Genomic DNA, 16,017 nt, shown 5'->3' with positions numbered 1-16,017 from the left:
TCCTACTCGCACCCACTATTGCGCAATAAGACTTGCGCAATAGTTCTTGCGCATCTACTCTCGTCCCATGACCACCGTCACCGAGCCCCACCGTCTGTGGCGCAACACCCGCTACCTCACCTGGTTGGTGAGCGACACGAGCAAGGGCCTCGCGGCCTCCCTGTTCGGCTTCGCCATCCCGCTGCTCGCCCTGATCGTGACGAACGACCCCGCCCAGGCCGGCATCATCGGCGGAGCCGGAATGGTCGCGCGACTGCTCATGACCCTGGCCGGCGGCGTGCTGGCCGACCGTCATCGCCGCATCGCGCTGATGCTCCTCGGCTCGCTCATCGGCATCGTGCTCGCCGGCGGCTTCACCCTCCTCGCCCTCGGCGACGCGATGACGTTCGGATCACTGCTCGTGATCGACGTGCTGCTCGCCGCGCGCAGCGGACTCTTCGACGTCGCCGGTGAGAGCGCGCTCAAGGAGATCGTGCCCGACGACGCGATGGGCCGAGCGCAGGCGGCGAACCAAGGGCGCGACGCGGCGCTCCAGCTCGCGGGCGGACCGCTCGGCGGTCTGCTGCTGGGCGTCGGCGGATGGCTCGTGGGCGCGGTCATGACGCTGTGCCACGCGATCGCAGCCCTGACCGCATGGATGCTGGGGCGTCAGGCCCGTCGTGCAGGAGTGGTCGATGCGGGCGCGGACGACGACCTCGCTCCGGCCCCGACGACGAAGCCCAACGCCTGGGCGGAGCTGCGCGAGGGGTTCGGCTGGCTGCTCTCCCGCCCCGACCTCGGCGGTGTGCTGCTCATCACGACGGTCATCAACCTCGGCTTCAACGCCACGATCACGACCGTCATCTACGCCCTTCAGCAGGACGGGTACTCCGAGCTGTTGATCGGCACCCTGAGCGCATCGATCGGGGCCGTGATGCTCGTGGGCGCCGTGTGCGCTCCGCTGCTCGTCCCGCGGATCAAGACCGGGATCCTGACCATCGCCGGACTCTCGGTCGTCTCGGTCGGCGCGATCGTGCTGTCGATGGTCACCGGGCCCTGGGCCATCGCGGTGGTGCTCGGCGCCTCGGTCCTGCTCGTGCCCGCGCTCAACGCCGGCATGATGGGCTACTTCATGGTCGCCACCCCGAGCCACCTGCTCGGTCGAGCCAACAGCGCCGCCGGAGTGCTCGGCATGGGTGCGATGCCACTCGCTCCCCTGATCGCCGGCTTCGGACTCGCCTGGATCGGCCGCGAAGGCACCATTCTGATCTGCGCCGCGCTGTGCCTGGTCGCGGTCCTCCTCGCCCTGGGCAACAGGGCGCTGCGGGCACTGCCGGTCGAAGCGCGCTGGGCCGCGCACGCGAAGCAGTACGAGACGGCTTGATGCCGCAGCGGTGCGCGCCGGCAGCCGTACGGGCTAGAGCGCGCCGGTCAGTGCCGCGATGCCGGCGAGCAGGGAGACCAGGGCGAGCACGAGAGCGATCGCGATGAGGACGGCGTGCACCTTGAGGAATGCCGTGGCCCTGCCGTTCTCGTCGCGCGCCCGCGGATCCTTGGCGACGCGCGTGTAGAACCGCGGCCAGACGAGGGCGTTGAAGGCGGCGTTGAGCAAGAGCAGGACGGCGAGCGGGATCACCCCTCAACGCTATCGACATCGCCCGTGGGTGCCGACCGCCGCCGGGATGCGGAATTCTTGGATGCGGACTTGTATCAGAAAGCCCTTGCCGCGCTCCTGGTAGGTGTGATCACAATGGGCTTCATGATCGACGGTGCACCCGGCGCCGGTCTCGATCATGCCTCGGATGACGGGCGTGCACGCTGGGAGCGCGCCGCAGATCTGTTCGACGCATGGCGCGAGAGCGACAGCCGCGCGATGGACGAGCTCGTACGGCTGATGACGCCCGTGCTCTGGCACGTCGTGCGCGCCTACGGACTCGAACGCACCCTCGCCGAAGACGTCGTGCAGACCACCTGGCTGCGGCTGGTGCGCGGTCACGGATCGATCAGCGATTCGCGGGCCGTGTCGGCCTGGCTCACCACCACCGCACGCCGCGAAGCCTGGAAGGTCGCGAAGGCACACGGCAAGGTCGACACGACCGATGTCGACGATCTCGACACCCTGCTCCCCGAGCAGGCGTCGGCCGAGGAGCACGCGACCATCGGCGACGAGAACCGTCGGCTGTGGTCGGCCGTACGCCGCCTGAACGACCGCTGTCAGAGGCTGCTGCGCGTGATCGCCTTCGAGGACCGCCCGGACTATGCGCACATCGCCAGCGACCTCGCGATGCCCATCGGCAGCATCGGCCCCACACGGAACCGGTGCCTCGCGAAGCTCCGCGCCCTGCTGGACGCACCGCCGACAGCGCCGGCGGGGGGACTCGCATGACCGACCACGAAGACGCCAGGATGCTCGCCCGGCTCCGCACGCACTGGAGAGCGGTCGACCCGGTGCCCGCGGGCCTGATCGACCGCATGGTCGCCGCAGTCGCTTCGGACGGCCTGAACAGCGAGTATGCGCTGCTTACCCTGGTCGAGGGACAGCTCGGCGAGGTGCGCGGCGAGGCGGATGCACTCACCCTGCAGTTCAGCGACGGCTCCACCAGCATCCTGCTGCATGTGACGACCACCGCTTCCGGCCGCCGCCGCGTCGACGGCTGGGTCGACACCGCGGCCGCCGAGATCGTCCTGACGCAGGGAGAGAAGGCCAGGTCGGTCTCGCCGGAGGAGACCGGACGCTTCGTGTTCGACGAGGTGCCGCCCGGTCTCACGCGCGTGCGCCTGACGACCGTGGTCGGGGACGAGACGCGCACGCTCGCGACCCCGCAGTTCGAGCTGTGACCACGGGCGCCGCCCGTCGATGAGGACGCGGGGCGACCCGCAGGGAGAGGATGACGCATGGATCAGCCCAAGGGATGGACCTGGCAGGACCGCGCGGAGGGATCGATCCGCCGGGGAACCGCGCTCGATCCGAGCACGGAGCCGGTGGACGGCATCCGCGCGTTTCCGACGGCGTATCTGCCGGAGCGGCTGCTGATCACCCGCGCCCTCGGCGACGGGGAGGCCTACGACCGCGAGGTGCGCACTCTGCGTGATGCCGCCGACACCTTCGGATGGCAGCTCGAGATCGAGGACGGCACCCGCTCGGCGGTCGATGGCGAGCTGGTTCCGGGGGTTCCCGGCTTCCTTCGCGCACGGCTGCGGACTCCCGACGAACCGGTCAGGGGCGAGTCACCCGTCGCCCCCGACGCCTGGCGAGTGCTCCAGCGCGCACGCCGCATGTCGCGCTCGACGATGCCGCGGACGAGCCTCGACCACGTGCTGTCCATCGATCCGGTCGGGCTCAATCCCTTCACCAGGACGAACCCCTTCACACGCACCAACCCGTTCACCCGCACGAACCCGGTGCGCGGCGCCGGAGGGGGCGCGGGCGGCAGCGACGACTACCTCGAGCCCGGACGCGGCGCACGGCAGCCCGTGAGCTGGTTGGGCCCCGCCCCTGTGCGCGGACCCGCGCCGAAACGCGGACGGCGCCCGGTGGTCGCGGTGCTCGACACCGGTTGCGGCGAGCACGCCTGGCTGCCTGCCGACATCGTCACGCGCACGGTCGACCTCGACGGCGTGCCGGTCGGGCTGACCGACGACGCCGATCCGGAACGCTACCCCGATCTGTACGGGCAGCTCGACGGTGAGATCGACGCGGTCGCCGGACACGGCACGTTCATCGCCGGCATCGTCAGACAGGCGGCTCCGGAGGCCGACATCCTCTCGATCCGGGTGGCGGGAGCCCTCGGGGTGGTCGACGAGAGCACGCTGCTCGAGACCGTGGCCCAGGTCGTGACCCTGCTGGCCCGCCACCGGGAGGATCCGAAGACCGGCTTCCCGATCGATGTGCTGAACCTGTCGCTCAGCTACTACCACGAGACGCCGATCGACGGATTGTTCAGCCTCACGCTGTACCAGCTGCTGGCCAAGGCACGCGAGCTCGGCTGCATAGTCGTGTGCTCGGCCGGCAACGACGCGATCGACCGCCCCTCGTTCCCGGCGTCGCTCTGGTCCTGGCCCGGCGCCGACAACGGCATCCGTCGGGACAGAGACGCGCCGCTCGTGTCGGTCGGAGCGCTGAACCCCTCGGCGCAGTCGGTCGCCCTCTTCTCGAACATCGGCCCGTGGGTTCAGGCCTACGCGCCGGGGGCCGCCGTGGTGAGCACGTCGCCCGCGTTCGTGGGCGGCACCCAGGCGGTCACGAAGGCCGACGTCGAGGGCCTCCGCCGCGAGACGATCGATCCCGACGACTATCGGGGCGGGTTCGCGGTGTGGAGCGGCACCTCGTTCTCTGCCCCGTACGTCGCAGCGCGCATCGCCGCCCAGCTCGGCACCGTCCCCGTCGGCGGTGTCAGCCCCGCCGCTGCGGCGAAAGCCGTCGCCGCCGTCCTGAAGTCCCTGCCGACCCCGGTCGACCTCGACTGACGCACCCCCGGGACGAGCCGTCCGTACCGATGCGGGCGGCTCGTCCTGGTGCCGAGCGCCGCCCGAGCGGCTCGCGGGACACGCTCCGGCGGCTCGTCCTGGTGCACCTGTCGGGCGGATGTTCGGCTGTCGGATCCGAACGCGGCGTGTCGCCCGACACGTGCTCTTCCTCCCGACAGGTGTCCACTGCCTCACCCGAGCGATCACGCACCGCTCCCGCTCGGAATACGCGCTCTTCCCTGCAGCCCCGACGCAGGGCATTCTGAAGGGATGCCCCTGTCCGCGATCGAGCTGCACCGGCGCGGGGTCGAAGCGGCCAACGCCCGGCGATTCACGCAGGCGCAGCGCGCTCTCGACGCGGCATCCGCCCGCACCGACGATCCCGACCTGCGCGCGCGCATCGACGGCACGACCGCCTACGTCCTCGCCCAGACGGGAGAGCCGGCGGCCGCAGAGCAGCTGTGTCGCGACGCCCTCGGCCGATCCGGGCTGCGCGCCGAGACCATCGCGGTGCTCAGCGGCCAGCTCGGCACGCTCCTGACGCACAGCGGTCGGCTGGGTGACGCCGAGGCCGAACTCACCCGTGCGATCGAGACGCTCACGGCCGTCGGAGACGAGACGACCGAGCTCGCGAACTGCCTCATGAACCGATCCGTGGTGCGGATGCAGCAGCGCGAGCTCGACTCCTGCATCGCGGATCTGCGGCGCGCGGTGGCCGTGTACGAGGCGAACGACGACGAGGAGCCGCTGGCGGAGGCCCGGCACAATCTCGGGTACGCGGCGCTGCTCGGCGGAGACCTCGTCACCGCGCTCACCCTGATGACCCGCTCCCGACCGAAGCTCGCCGCGATCAGCGACCTCGCGGCGGCGATCAGCGACCTCGACCGGGCGGAGGTGCTGCGCGACGCGGGTCTCACGACCGAGGCCGAAGCGCTGCTGGAGCAGGTCGCCACCCAGTTCGGCGCGCAGCGGATGCGGCAGGCCAGAGGCGAGTCCGAGTTCCACCTCGCCCGCTCGCTCCTGCGCCACGATCCCGCCGCCGCCGAGCGCGCAGCCCGCACCGCGGCGCGACGGTTCACGGCACTCGCGAACCACGGGTGGGCGGCGCGAGCCGAGGCGGTGCGCCTCGAGGCGCAGCAGCGGGCGAGACCGCACCGCCCCATCGACGAAGCGGAGTTCGCCCGCACAGCGAAAGCCCTGGACCGGGGAGGTTTTCGCACCGAGGCGACAGGACTGCGCCTGAGTGCTCGACGCGACGGCACCGGACGCCTCCCGCGACTGGACGACGCCGCCCCCACGCCTCTGCGCCTGCGCGCCCAGGAGGTGCGTGCTGCGCGCGCCGCGGCTGCCGGCCGTGACCGCGACGCGCTGCGTGCGGCCGCCGAAGGCCTCGACCTGCTCACCGCCTGGCAGCAGTCCTTCGGTGCACTCGACCTGCAGGCATCCGTCGCGATGCACGGCAGCGACCTGATGTTCGCCGGCCTCGCCGCTGCTGCCCGGCTGCGCGACCCCGCGATCCTGTTCGAGTGGTCCGAACGCGCGCGCCACCTCAGCCAGCAGGTCGCCCCGGTGCGGCCCCCGCGTGACGAATCCCTGGCGGTGGATCTGGCGGAGTTGCGAATGCTGCGCGCCGAGCTGGCCGGCGCCGATTGGACGACCGATGCCAGGGTGCGCGCCCTCCGCGACCGCGTGCGCGAGCGGCAATGGGCGGCCACAGGATCCGGCGGCACCCGCGAACGATGGGGACTCGCCGAGGCGACCTCGATGCTCGACGCCGACGTCGTCGTCCTGTCCTACGTGTTCACCGGTTCGACGCTGCATGCCATCGTGGTCACCTCGTCGGGGGCGACCATCGTCGACCTGTCATGGGAGCGGGTGCAGTCGGCTCTCGACGGCCTCCGCGCCGACCTCGACATGGTCGCACTGACCCGTGGCGGGCTGATGGGGGAGGTCACCGCGCGGGCGCTCGCGTCACGGCTGGCGATCCTCGACGCCGAGCTGCTCACCCCGCTGCTGCTGGCGGTGCCGACCACGGCGCGGCTCGCGATCACCGTGCCAGGAGCACTCGGCGGCGTGCCGTGGGCGATGCTCCCCGGCATGTCCGGCATCGCGTTCACTCTCGCGACCTCCGTGTCGCGTCTGCTGGCCGCGCCCGCCCGCGACCGGACCCGGCCGACGACGATCGGTTTCGCCGCAGGCCCCCGTGTCCCGCGCGCCGGAGACGAGGTCGCGCGTGCGGCTGCGGCCTGGCGTGAGGCGGGCCGCGCACCGCGGATCCTGGAGTCCTCCGCGGCGACGGTCGCGGCGGTCACCGAGCTCGCCGCCGCCACCGACGTGCTCCACATCGCCGCCCACGGCCGGCACGCGGTGGACAACCCGCTGTTCTCGGGGTTCGAGCTCACCGACGGCATCCTCTTCGGCTACGACGTCGACCTGATACCGCGCGTCCCGACGACCGTGATCCTCTCGGCCTGCGAACTCGGGCGCTCCTCTGTGCGCTGGGGAGAAGAAGCGCTGGGCATGACGCGGGTGTGGTTGCACGCCGGAGCCGACTGCGTCATCGCCGCCCCCGTCGCGGTCCCCGACGATGTGGCCGGGGAACTGCTCAGCGCCGTGCACACCGGTCTCTCCGAAGGCGCAGCGCCCGCTGTCGCGCTCGCGAGGGCAGGCCTCGACACCGGTCTGAGCGCGCCGTTCCAGTGCCACGGCGACGGATTCTGAACTTTTTCCTCCATTCGGTGTATCAGAACGGATGCCGCACGCTCCTGTTCTTCGGAAGGTGCCAGGCGAAGGGCCTCGAAGGGTGAGGCGCGAGGGAGGCGCTGTCGGATCTGGGGATCATGCGCACTGGGGAGCGCGAACACGACACGGACACCATCTGCTCGGGGGCATCGCGGCGCACAGCCGTGACGCCCTCAGAGGGCCTCGACGTTGTGGGGACGTCGAGGCCCTCGGGGTGTCCGGGGGGGGTCAGGCGACCAGCACTGCGTATCCGGCCGCCCGCAGCGACGCGAGTGCTTCGGCGTCCGCTCCGGCGTCGGTGATCACGGTCGGGAAGAGGTCGACCCCGCCGACGGCCGTGAACGCCTCGACACCGAGCTTGCTGGCGTCGGTCACCACGACCGCGCGGCGGGCACGCTCTGCCATCATGCGGTTGACCGCGGCCTCGCGCTCGTCCTGCGTGGTCGCACCGGCGGCGGCATCCATCCCGTTCACACCGATGAAGGCGATGTCGAGCCGCACCCCGCGCAGCAGCTGCTCCACGAACGGACCGACGAGTTCGTAGCTGCGCGAGTGGATGACGCCGCCGGTGACGACGACCTTGATCTCGGGCCGCGTGGCGAGCTGGGCGGCGATGTTCACGGCGTTGGTGACGACGGTGATGCCGCCGTTCGCTGCGAGATCGTCGCGCGCGGCGAGGGCTGCCGCGATGGCCGTGGTGGTCGTGCCACCGGAGAGCCCCACCACCATGCCGGGTGCGACGAGGCCGGCGGCGGTCTGCGCGATGCTCTCCTTCTCGTGCGTGCGCAGGTGGCTCTTGTAGCGGATGGGCAGCTCATAGGCGACGGTCTGCGCCACAGCACCGCCGTGGGTGCGGGTGAGCAGGCGCTGCTCGGCGAGCGTGTCGAGGTCTCGCCGCGTGGTCGCGGACGACGCCTCGAACCGATCGACCAGTTCTTCGACCGTGACCTCGCCCTTCGCGGCCAGCAGGTCGAGGATCGCGTTCAGCCGGGCGGCCCGCTTCATCAGGAGACCGGTTCCGCGGGCTGCAGTGCGAAGAGTCGGAGCATGCGGGCGGCCTCTTCCGCGAGTGCCTCCCGGGCGGGCGCGAGGTACTTGCGGGAGTCGACCAGACGCTCGTCGGCGTCGAGCTTGTCGCGCACCGCCCGCGTGAAGAAACCGTTCAGGTGGGTGGAGACGTTGATCTTCGTCATCCCGGCGCGCACGGCGTCGGCGATCACGGCATCCGCGACGCCGGACGATCCGTGCAGCACCAGCGGAACCGGGAGCGCTTCGTGCAGGCGCCCGATCAGGTCGAGGTCCAGCGACGCCGTGCGATCGGTCATCGCGTGCGAGGAGCCGACCGCGACCGCGAGGGCGTCCACTCCCGTGGCGGCCACGAACGCGCGCGCCTCTTCGGGGTCGGTGCGCACACCCGGAGCGTGCGCCCCGTCCTTGCCGCCCACCTCTCCGAGCTCGCCCTCGACGTAGACCCCAGCCTCGTGTGCACGGGCGGCGACCGCCGCCGTCAGGGCCACGTTGTCGTCGTAGGGCAGCGCGCCCCCATCGAACATGACCGAGCCGAAGCCCAGCGCGATGGCCTCGTCGACCAGCTCGGGCCGCTCGGCGTGGTCGAGATGCACCGCTACGGGTGTCTGCGCGCGCCGTGCCACCGCGAGCGTGGCCAGGGCGATGGGCTCGAGCCCACCGTGGTAGTCGGCGCAGTTCTGCGAGATCTGCAGGATGACCGGCAGCTGCGCCAGAGCGGCCGCCCGCACCAGCCCTTCCGCGGTCTCGAGGTGGATCACGTTGAAGGCGCCGATGCCGGTGCCGGCAGCGGATGCGGCGGAGACGAGGTCACGAGCGGAGACGAGGGTCACGAAGGGTCCTTCCGGAACGATTCAGGGTCGGGATGCGAGATGCGCAGCTGCTGCTCGATCTCGGGCCAGCGCGGGGAGATGTCGCCGGCGAGCGGGGTGAGCACGGCGGCGGCGGACCACGCCGTGGCGCGGCGGAGGATCGTCTCGGGGTCGCGCACCCCGTCGGCGTACAGCACGGCACAGGCGGCGACACCGGCATCGCCCGCGCCCGTGGGGTTGCCGGCGAGCGGTTCGTCGAGACGCGCATGCACGAGAGCGGTCGCCGTGACCGCGAGCATGCCCTCGGCTCCGAGGGAGAGCAGCACGAGCTCGGTGCCGCGGGCGATCAGCGAGCGGGCGCCCTCGACCGGGTCGGCCACACCCGTGGCCTCGACCAGCTCGGCGGCGTTCGGCTTGAGCACGGTGGCGCCGGCATCCGCCGCACGCAGCAGGGCGGGACCGGAGGTGTCGACGATCACCGGCACACCGGCATCCTTGCCCACCGCGATGAGCATGGGGATGAGCGATTCCGGCGCTCCGGGGGGCACGCTGCCTGACACGACCAGCACACGCACGCCCGAGAGCCGCTCGACGACTTCGGCGAGCACGGCAGCCCATTCGACGTCGGTCGGGTTCACGCCCCGCTCGTTGATGATCGTGGTGTCTCCGAGGGTCTCGTCGACCACCGCGATGCTGCGACGGGTCTCGGCGGCCACCGGGACCAGAGCGTGCGGCACCCCGCTCGCGATGAGCTCTGCGGCGAACTCCTCGCCGACCCGACCGCCCAGAGTGGTCACCGCGAGCACCTCAGTGCCCTCGGCGTGCGCCACGCGCGCGACGTTGAGCCCCTTGCCGCCGGCGCGTGCGGCCCCAGCATCCGCCCGGTGCGTTCCACCTTCGACGAGCCGTTCGACACGCCAGGTGAGGTCGAGTGCGGGATTGGGGGTGACGGTGAGGATCACGTGAGCTCCCGCGCGCGGAGGGCCGCCCCGAGCAGTCCCGCGTTGCCGGAGAGCTCGGCGGGCACGAGGGCGGGGATGCGGTGGAAGCTGAGCCGTGCGGCCAGGCGGGTGCGCAGCTCGTCGAAGAGTGCGCCTCCGGCGCGCGACAGGCCGCCGCCGATGACCACGGCCTCCGGAGCCACGACGGCGGTGAGCTGAGCCAGCGACATCGTGAGCGCGTCGAGCGCCGAGTTCCAGATATCCGCGGCGATCCGGTCGCCGGCCGCCGCACGGGCGATCACGTCCTTCGCGCCGTCGGGAGCGATCCCGGTCGCCTCGCGGTAGCGCCGGGCGATGGCACCGGCGGAGGCGACGGCCTCCAGGCAGCCTCGGGCGCCGCACGCGCAGATCGGCCCGTCCGCGATCGGGGAGTGCCCGATCTCGCCCGCGTATCCCCCGGCGGTGTAGGGCACGCCACCGACGAGCAAGGCGCCGGCGATCCCGGTGCCGATCACGAGCACCACCGAGTCGGCGTAATCCCGCGCGCCGCCCAGGCGACGTTCCGCCCAACTCGCGGCGCGGACGTCGTGGTCGAACGCCACGGGCAGCCCGAGGCGATCGGCTGCGAGGTCGCGCAGCGGGGAGTCGTGCCAGCCGAGGTTGCTCGCGAAGACACCCAGTCCGGCATCCGCATCGACGATCCCCGGTACGACGAGACCCACCGCCTGCGGCACGACCTCGGGGTGAGCGGCACGGAGTTCCTCCGCCAGCACCTCGAGGCGTTCGAGAAGCACCTGTGTGCGGTCGCCCTCGGCGATCGGCGTCGGCGTGCGGCGCAGCCCGAGAGCGGTGCCGTCGGCGTCGAACAGCGCCGACTTGATGTCGGTGCCGCCGACGTCGAAGGCCAGCACGGGCGCGCCGATACCGAGGGTGCGCACGGCGGCGAGCTTCTCCCCGGTGGCGTCACGCTCGACGTCGGGAACGGCGGCCGTCCCGTCAGCTCGGGTCATGGTCAGCTCCGGCGGCGGGTTGCGTCATGCATCCAGGATGACGGATCGCGTGAGGTTGCGGGGCTGATCGGGGTCGAGGCCTCGCGCCACAGCGCGGTCGAGCGCGGTGCGGTGCAGGCGCACGAGGTCGGCGAGCGGGTCGATCGTCCGCTGCTCGAACCGGGCACCGGTGGCCTCGACCTGCGCCGCGAGCCCCTCGGGAGCCTGGCCGAACTGCCAGGTGACGCGCCCCGGTGCCGCGATCGCGATCGGGCCATGGCGGTAGTCCATCGACGGGTACGCCTCGGTCCACGACTGCGACGACTCCCGCAGCTTCAACGCGGCCTCGTGGGCGAGACCGATCGTCCAGCCGCGACCCAGGAACGTGTACTGCTCGGCGTCACGCAGCTCGTCGTCGCCGTCCTCGGCGAGCACGGCCTCGGCATCGGCGATGGCTCCGGTGAGGTCTTCACCGAGCGAAGCGCGGAAGAGGGCCAGCGCCGTGGTCGCGAATCGCGTCTGCACGACCGACTTCTCGTCGGCGAACGGCAGCAGCACAGCCTCGTCGACGAGCGAGACGAGCGGCGAGTCCGGGTCGCCGATCACGCCGACGGTGGGGATGCGCCCCTTGATGCGGTCGACGAGCTCGAGCACCTCGCTGGTCGTGCCGGAACGGGTGAGGGCGACGACGGCGTCGTATCCGCGGTCGAGGAACGCCTCGGACGCCGCGTACGCGTCGGTCTCACCGTGGCCGGCGGACTCGCGCAGAGCCGCGTACGACTGCGCCATGAACCACGAGGTGCCGCAGCCGACGACGGCGATCCGGGCACCGGAGGCAGGCAACAGCGCCTGCTCGGCCTTCAGATCTGCGGCCGTGGCCCACGTCTGAGGCTGTGAGTTGAGCTCTTCGCGCATGTGTGCGCCGGGCAGCGATTCGGTCATCGATGTGCCTTTCTGGCGATAAGTTGCAGACTTGTGATTGTTTGAAGCTTGATTCGATCATAGTATGGCGTCAGATTGATGCAACACCAGCTTTACCTTGATTTGTTTGTTCTCCTGACAAATAATCAGACGAGTTCCACCCTCGACGCCGACCCCGGCCGACGTCGAGAGCCCCGAGCCCCGGCTTGAACGATCGCGGTAGCCCTCCCGGCGACGCGATCACCACGCACTGTCGCGTGATGTGCTTGCGACTGTGCACCACACCCCCCTCCCGAAGCGGCCCCGCCGCCGAGGGTTCGGACATCACAGTGAGGAATGCAATACACATGAAGAAGTCACTGCGGTTCGGCGCCGCCGCCATCGCGGCCGTCGCCACGCTCTCGCTCGCTTCGTGCGGGTTCGGCGGTTCTTCCGGCGACAGCGGCGATGCCGATGGAGCGACCACGCTCGATCTCCTCGTCCCCAGCTACTCCGACGGCACCAAGGCCAACTGGGAGACGGTGATCGACGGTTTCGAGAAGGCGAACCCCGACATCAAGGTCAAGCTCGAGGTGCAGTCGTGGGACAACCTCGAGAAGGTCGTCTCCACCAAGATCCAGGCCGGCGAGGCTCCGGACATCTACAACGGCGGACCCTTCGCGGGCTTCGTCGGCGATGAGCTGCTCTACCCGACGAAGGACGTCGTCTCCGAAGACACCTTCTCCGACTTCCAGGACTCGTTCATCAAGAACGCCGAGATCGACGGCACCGCGTACGCTCTCCCGCTGATCGCGTCGGCTCGCGCCCTGTTCGTCAACAACGCCCTGCTCGACCAGGCCGGCGTCGAGGCGCCGACCGACTGGGACTCGCTGCTGGATGCCGCCACCAAGGTGTCCGCGCTCGGCGGCGGCGTCGCCGGTTACGGCATGCCGCTCGGATCCGAAGAGGCTCAGGCCGAAGCGGCCGTGTGGCTGTGGGGCGGCGGCGGATCGTTCGGCGACGCATCCGAGATCACGATCGACACCCCCGAGAACCTGGCGGGTGCCGAGCAGATCAAGAAGATGATCGACGCGGGTGCGACCCAGGCCGACCCGGGTTCGACGCAGCGCTCCCCGCTGATGGACATCTTCATCCAGGGCAAGATCGGCATGCAGGTCGGCCTCCCGCCGACGGTCGGCCAGATCGCAGAGGGCAACCCCGACCTGGACTACTCGATCGTCCCGATCCCGACCAAGGACGGCTCGCCGTTCACGCTCGGCGTCATGGACCAGCTGATGGCGTTCCAGAACGACGACGACAAGAAGGAAGCGATCACCAAGTTCTTCGACTACTACTACTCGGCAGACGTGTACGTGCCGTGGGTGCAGGCCGAGGGCTTCCTGCCCGTCACCAAGTCCGGTGCTGAGCAGCTCTCCGGCGAGGAGGCTCTCAAGCCGTTCCTCGACGTGCTGCCCGACGCGCAGTTCTACCCGTCGACGAACCCGCAGTGGTCTGCCGCAGACGGTGCGTTCAAGTCCCTGTTCGGTCAGATCCAGACGAAGCCGGCTCAGGACGTGCTGACCGAGATCCAGGCGCAGGTCGACGCGGGCTGAGCCCGCTGAACGGAGAGGTTCGGGTACCCGAATGAACCAGAAGACAGAGTCCTCGAACCTCGCGGGGGCGGCCACCGGCCGCCCCCGCACCCGGAAGACCCCGGATGCTCTTCGGGGCAGGCCGGGCGGAAAGGACCTCCTCCAGGCGCTGCCCTGGATCGCCCCCGCACTGCTGCTCATCATCGGCGTGGTGTTCTTCCCCGCCGGAGTGATGTTCTTCAACTCGACGCGCGACATCTCGCTGTCGGGCCTCGACAAGGGATCGGTCGGCTTCGACAACTTCGTCACGGTCTTCACGTTCGCCGAGTTCTGGCCGATCTTCTTCCGCACGATCCTCTGGGTCGTGTCGGTCGTGGTCTTCACGGTCGTCATCTCGCTCGGCCTCGCCCAGATCCTGAACAAGGCGTTCCCCGGACGCCAGCTCGTCCGCATGGCCGTCATCGTGCCGTGGGCGGCATCGGTCGTCATGACCACGATGGTGTTCTACTACAGCCTCGAGCCGTACTTCGGAGTCTTCAACAAGTTCCTCTACGACATCGGGCTCTCGGATGACGCGGTCGGATACGGGTGGACGAAGAACCCGACGACGGCCTTCATCTGGTCGATCGTGATCGCGATCTTCGTGTCTCTCCCCTTCACGACCTACACGATCCTCGCCGGTCTCCAGTCGGTACCGGCCGATGCGATCGAGGCCGCGAAGATGGACGGAGCCAGCCCCGCCCGCACCTACTGGTCGATCGTGCTGCCGCAGCTGCGCAGCGCTCTCGCCGTGGCCGTCCTCATCAACATCATCAACGTCTTCAACTCGCTGCCGATCCTGAAGGTGATGACCGGATCCATCCCCGGCTACGGCGCCGACACGATCATGACGCTGATCTTCAAGTACATCGAGCTGCAGAAGAAGGTCGATGTCGCGAGCGCCCTCTCGGTCGTCGCATTCCTCATCGTCATCCTGATCGTCGCGGCCTACGTGAAGATCGTCAAGCCCATGAAGGAGGTCTGATCATGACCGTGACCGAGACCGCCCTCGTGACCACCGCCGGTGGCCGCGGCCGTCGCACACCGCCGACCCCCGGCCGCAAGCGCCGCTACACCGAAGACCAGGTGACGCTGCCCCGCGTCATCCTGCGCACCGCCGCCGGGTTCCTGGTGCTCGCGATCTTCGTGCTGCCGTACCTGATCATGTTCTTCGGCTCCGTGAAGACCAAGCCGCAGATCCGGTCGGTCGACCCGACGTACCTGCCGACGGAGTGGCACTGGGAGAACTACATCACGATGTGGTCCACCCCCGAGACGCCGTTGCCGTACAACCTGATCTCGACGATCGTGATCGCGGTGTTCGCGACGCTGCTCGTGCTGCTGGTGTCGCTGCCGGCGGCGTACTACACGGCACGGTTCAAGTTCCCCGGCCGCATGGTGTTCCTCTTCCTCGTGATCGTCACGCAGATGCTGCAGCCGGCGGTGCTGACCTCGGGTCTCTTCCGTCAGTTCACGGTCCTCGGACTCGGTGACACCTGGGTGGCGATGATCTTCATCAACGCCGCGTTCAACCTGTCGTTCGCGGTGTGGATCATGCACTCGTTCTTCGCGGGCATCCCCAAGGAGGTCGACGAGGCCGCCCAGATCGACGGGGCAGGACGCTTCACGGTGCTGTTCAAGATCAACCTGCCGCTCGTGTGGCCGGGCATCGTGACCGCGATCGTGTTCACGTTCGTCGCCTGCTGGAACGAGTTCGCGGCATCCCTCGTGATCCTGTCGACCGACAAGAACCAGCCGCTGTCGGTCGCTCTGACCAAGTTCGTCGGTCAGTACGAGACCAGCTGGCAGTACGTGTTCGGCGTCTCGATCGTCGCGATCCTGCCGGTGGTCATCCTGTTCATGCTCATCGAGAAGCGACTCGTCGGCGGACTGACCGCCGGCAGCGTGAAGTAGCGCTCCTCGCCGCGCTTCGCCATCCGCCCGACAGCACACCTGTCGGGCGGATGTGCGTCTGCAGGACCGACCTGCGGCGTGTCACCCGACATCCGTCCGTTCTCCCGACATCCATGCAGGGCACGGCACCGGTGAACTCGGCGGCTGATCCGGCTCAGAGGACAATGGGGGCATGACTCCTCTCGGACGGATCGGTCAGGTCGTCGCGACGACATCGCTCGGCGCCATCGGAGCCATCCATCTGCTGTGGGCCTCCGGCGCCTCCTGGCCGGCACCGAACCGGAAGCGGCTGGCGCGACAGGTCATCGGCAGCGACGAGATGCCTTCGGCCGGCGCATGCCTCGTGGTCGGTGGAGGAATGCTCGCCGGGAGCGCGATCGTCGCGGGCGCAGGGGGCACCCGCACGCTCGCCATCGCCGCCCGCGTGGCGGCGGCACTGGCGTTCCTCCTCCGCGGCGCGATGGACGGGGCTCGAGTGACCGCGCTTCTCGGGCGTCCGGGGCCCCATCGCCGATTCGTCGCGCTCGACAGGCGCATCTACCGTCCGCTGTGCCTCATCACCGGCGCCGCGATCGCCCTCGCGGTGCGTGGCGACCGACGAAGCTGACGTCGCGGG

General features: G+C 70.0%; 15 protein-coding genes. 9 read left to right on the top strand and 6 right to left on the bottom strand.

The genetic code is table 11. The features are described from left to right. Positions 1-67: 67 nt before the first annotated feature. Positions 68-1,363: an MFS transporter gene (locus tag ASD13_RS16810; RefSeq protein WP_055871810.1), complete on the top strand. Its 1,296-nt coding sequence runs from the start codon at positions 68-70 to the stop codon at positions 1,361-1,363. A gap of 33 nt (positions 1,364-1,396) precedes the next feature. On the opposite strand, the gene ASD13_RS16805 is transcribed toward ASD13_RS16810, so the two are convergent. Beyond that, positions 1,397-1,615 (bottom strand): SCO4848 family membrane protein, encoded by a 219-nt coding sequence (locus ASD13_RS16805; protein WP_055871807.1) that lies wholly within the window; start codon positions 1,613-1,615, stop codon positions 1,397-1,399. 123 nt (positions 1,616-1,738) lie between these two features. On the opposite strand from ASD13_RS16805, the gene ASD13_RS16800 reads away from it, so the two are divergent. From ASD13_RS16800 to ASD13_RS16785, 4 genes are all read left to right on the top strand, one after another. Continuing rightward, positions 1,739-2,365: an RNA polymerase sigma factor gene (locus tag ASD13_RS16800; RefSeq protein WP_229778765.1), complete on the top strand. Its 627-nt coding sequence runs from the start codon at positions 1,739-1,741 to the stop codon at positions 2,363-2,365. Further along, entirely contained in the window at positions 2,362-2,817 is a 456-nt protein-coding gene (locus tag ASD13_RS16795) for a hypothetical protein (protein WP_055871801.1), read from the top strand. Before ASD13_RS16800 ends, ASD13_RS16795 begins: the two co-directional genes overlap by 4 nt. Before the next feature lie 57 nt (positions 2,818-2,874). Next, positions 2,875-4,446 (top strand): S8 family peptidase, encoded by a 1,572-nt coding sequence (locus ASD13_RS16790; RefSeq protein WP_055871798.1) that lies wholly within the window; start codon positions 2,875-2,877, stop codon positions 4,444-4,446. Between the two features lie 270 nt (positions 4,447-4,716). Then, positions 4,717-7,167: a CHAT domain-containing protein gene (locus tag ASD13_RS16785; RefSeq protein WP_055871795.1), complete on the top strand. Its 2,451-nt coding sequence runs from the start codon at positions 4,717-4,719 to the stop codon at positions 7,165-7,167. A 249-nt stretch (positions 7,168-7,416) separates the two neighbouring features. On the opposite strand, the gene ASD13_RS16780 is transcribed toward ASD13_RS16785, so the two are convergent. Genes ASD13_RS16780 through ASD13_RS16760 form a run of 5 tightly spaced genes read right to left on the bottom strand, consistent with a single transcriptional unit; the run spans position 7,417 to position 11,898 of the window. Continuing rightward, on the bottom strand, positions 7,417-8,193 hold the full coding sequence (locus ASD13_RS16780; protein ID WP_055871791.1) for a DeoR/GlpR family DNA-binding transcription regulator: 777 nt from the start codon (positions 8,191-8,193) through the stop codon (positions 7,417-7,419). Continuing rightward, the gene (locus tag ASD13_RS16775; protein WP_055871788.1) at positions 8,193-9,047 is read right to left on the bottom strand and encodes a class II fructose-bisphosphate aldolase; all 855 of its coding nucleotides are present in this window, start codon (positions 9,045-9,047) and stop codon (positions 8,193-8,195) included. The genes ASD13_RS16780 and ASD13_RS16775 overlap by 1 nt, the downstream gene beginning before the upstream one ends. Beyond that, positions 9,044-9,988 carry a 1-phosphofructokinase family hexose kinase gene (locus tag ASD13_RS16770; RefSeq protein ID WP_055871785.1) on the bottom strand — a complete coding sequence of 315 codons (945 nt, stop codon included), beginning with the start codon at positions 9,986-9,988 and terminating at the stop codon, positions 9,044-9,046. Before ASD13_RS16770 ends, ASD13_RS16775 begins: the two co-directional genes overlap by 4 nt. Beyond that, the gene (locus ASD13_RS16765) at positions 9,985-10,977 is read right to left on the bottom strand and encodes an ROK family protein (protein ID WP_082531548.1); all 993 of its coding nucleotides are present in this window, start codon (positions 10,975-10,977) and stop codon (positions 9,985-9,987) included. Before ASD13_RS16765 ends, ASD13_RS16770 begins: the two co-directional genes overlap by 4 nt. 24 nt (positions 10,978-11,001) lie before the next feature. Then, positions 11,002-11,898: an SIS domain-containing protein gene (locus tag ASD13_RS16760; protein WP_017830030.1), complete on the bottom strand. Its 897-nt coding sequence runs from the start codon at positions 11,896-11,898 to the stop codon at positions 11,002-11,004. Positions 11,899-12,224: 326 nt separating this feature from the next. Here ASD13_RS16760 and ASD13_RS16755 point away from each other — a divergent pair, with 326 nt between their 5' ends. From ASD13_RS16755 to ASD13_RS16740, 4 genes are all read left to right on the top strand, one after another. Further along, positions 12,225-13,469 carry an extracellular solute-binding protein gene (locus ASD13_RS16755; RefSeq protein ID WP_055871776.1) on the top strand — a complete coding sequence of 415 codons (1,245 nt, stop codon included), beginning with the start codon at positions 12,225-12,227 and terminating at the stop codon, positions 13,467-13,469. 31 nt (positions 13,470-13,500) lie between these two features. Next, complete coding sequence (locus tag ASD13_RS16750; protein WP_055871773.1) at positions 13,501-14,472, top strand: carbohydrate ABC transporter permease; 972 nt, start codon at positions 13,501-13,503, stop codon at positions 14,470-14,472. 2 nt (positions 14,473-14,474) lie between these two features. Next, complete coding sequence (locus ASD13_RS16745) at positions 14,475-15,401, top strand: carbohydrate ABC transporter permease (RefSeq protein ID WP_017830027.1); 927 nt, start codon at positions 14,475-14,477, stop codon at positions 15,399-15,401. Between the two features lie 172 nt (positions 15,402-15,573). After that, a complete protein-coding gene (locus tag ASD13_RS16740) occupies positions 15,574-16,008 on the top strand; it encodes a DUF3995 domain-containing protein (protein WP_017830026.1) in 435 nt (144 codons plus the stop codon). The last annotated feature ends 9 nt before the right edge of the window (positions 16,009-16,017 follow it).

The sequence above is a fragment of the Microbacterium sp. Root1433D1 genome, from assembly GCF_001426835.1.
In the GTDB taxonomy this organism is placed as follows: Bacteria; Actinomycetota; Actinomycetes; order Actinomycetales; family Microbacteriaceae; genus Microbacterium; species Microbacterium maritypicum.
This window is presented reverse-complemented; position numbering and strand designations above follow the sequence as displayed.

Bases quoted from the DNA above. Each gene is read 5' to 3' on its own strand.
- ASD13_RS16810 (WP_055871810.1), top strand. From the start codon at position 68: ATGACCACCGTCACCGAGCCCCACCGTCTGTGGCGCAACACCCGCTAC.
- ASD13_RS16800 (WP_229778765.1), top strand. From the start codon at position 1,739: ATGATCGACGGTGCACCCGGCGCCGGTCTCGATCATGCCTCGGATGAC.
- ASD13_RS16795 (WP_055871801.1), top strand. From the start codon at position 2,362: ATGACCGACCACGAAGACGCCAGGATGCTCGCCCGGCTCCGCACGCAC.
- ASD13_RS16790 (WP_055871798.1), top strand. From the start codon at position 2,875: ATGGATCAGCCCAAGGGATGGACCTGGCAGGACCGCGCGGAGGGATCG.
- ASD13_RS16785 (WP_055871795.1), top strand. From the start codon at position 4,717: ATGCCCCTGTCCGCGATCGAGCTGCACCGGCGCGGGGTCGAAGCGGCC.
- ASD13_RS16780 (WP_055871791.1), bottom strand. From the start codon at position 8,193: ATGAAGCGGGCCGCCCGGCTGAACGCGATCCTCGACCTGCTGGCCGCG.
- ASD13_RS16765 (WP_082531548.1), bottom strand. From the start codon at position 10,977: ATGACCCGAGCTGACGGGACGGCCGCCGTTCCCGACGTCGAGCGTGAC.
- ASD13_RS16760 (WP_017830030.1), bottom strand. From the start codon at position 11,898: ATGACCGAATCGCTGCCCGGCGCACACATGCGCGAAGAGCTCAACTCA.
- ASD13_RS16755 (WP_055871776.1), top strand. From the start codon at position 12,225: ATGAAGAAGTCACTGCGGTTCGGCGCCGCCGCCATCGCGGCCGTCGCC.
- ASD13_RS16750 (WP_055871773.1), top strand. From the start codon at position 13,501: ATGAACCAGAAGACAGAGTCCTCGAACCTCGCGGGGGCGGCCACCGGC.
- ASD13_RS16745 (WP_017830027.1), top strand. From the start codon at position 14,475: ATGACCGTGACCGAGACCGCCCTCGTGACCACCGCCGGTGGCCGCGGC.
- ASD13_RS16740 (WP_017830026.1), top strand. From the start codon at position 15,574: ATGACTCCTCTCGGACGGATCGGTCAGGTCGTCGCGACGACATCGCTC.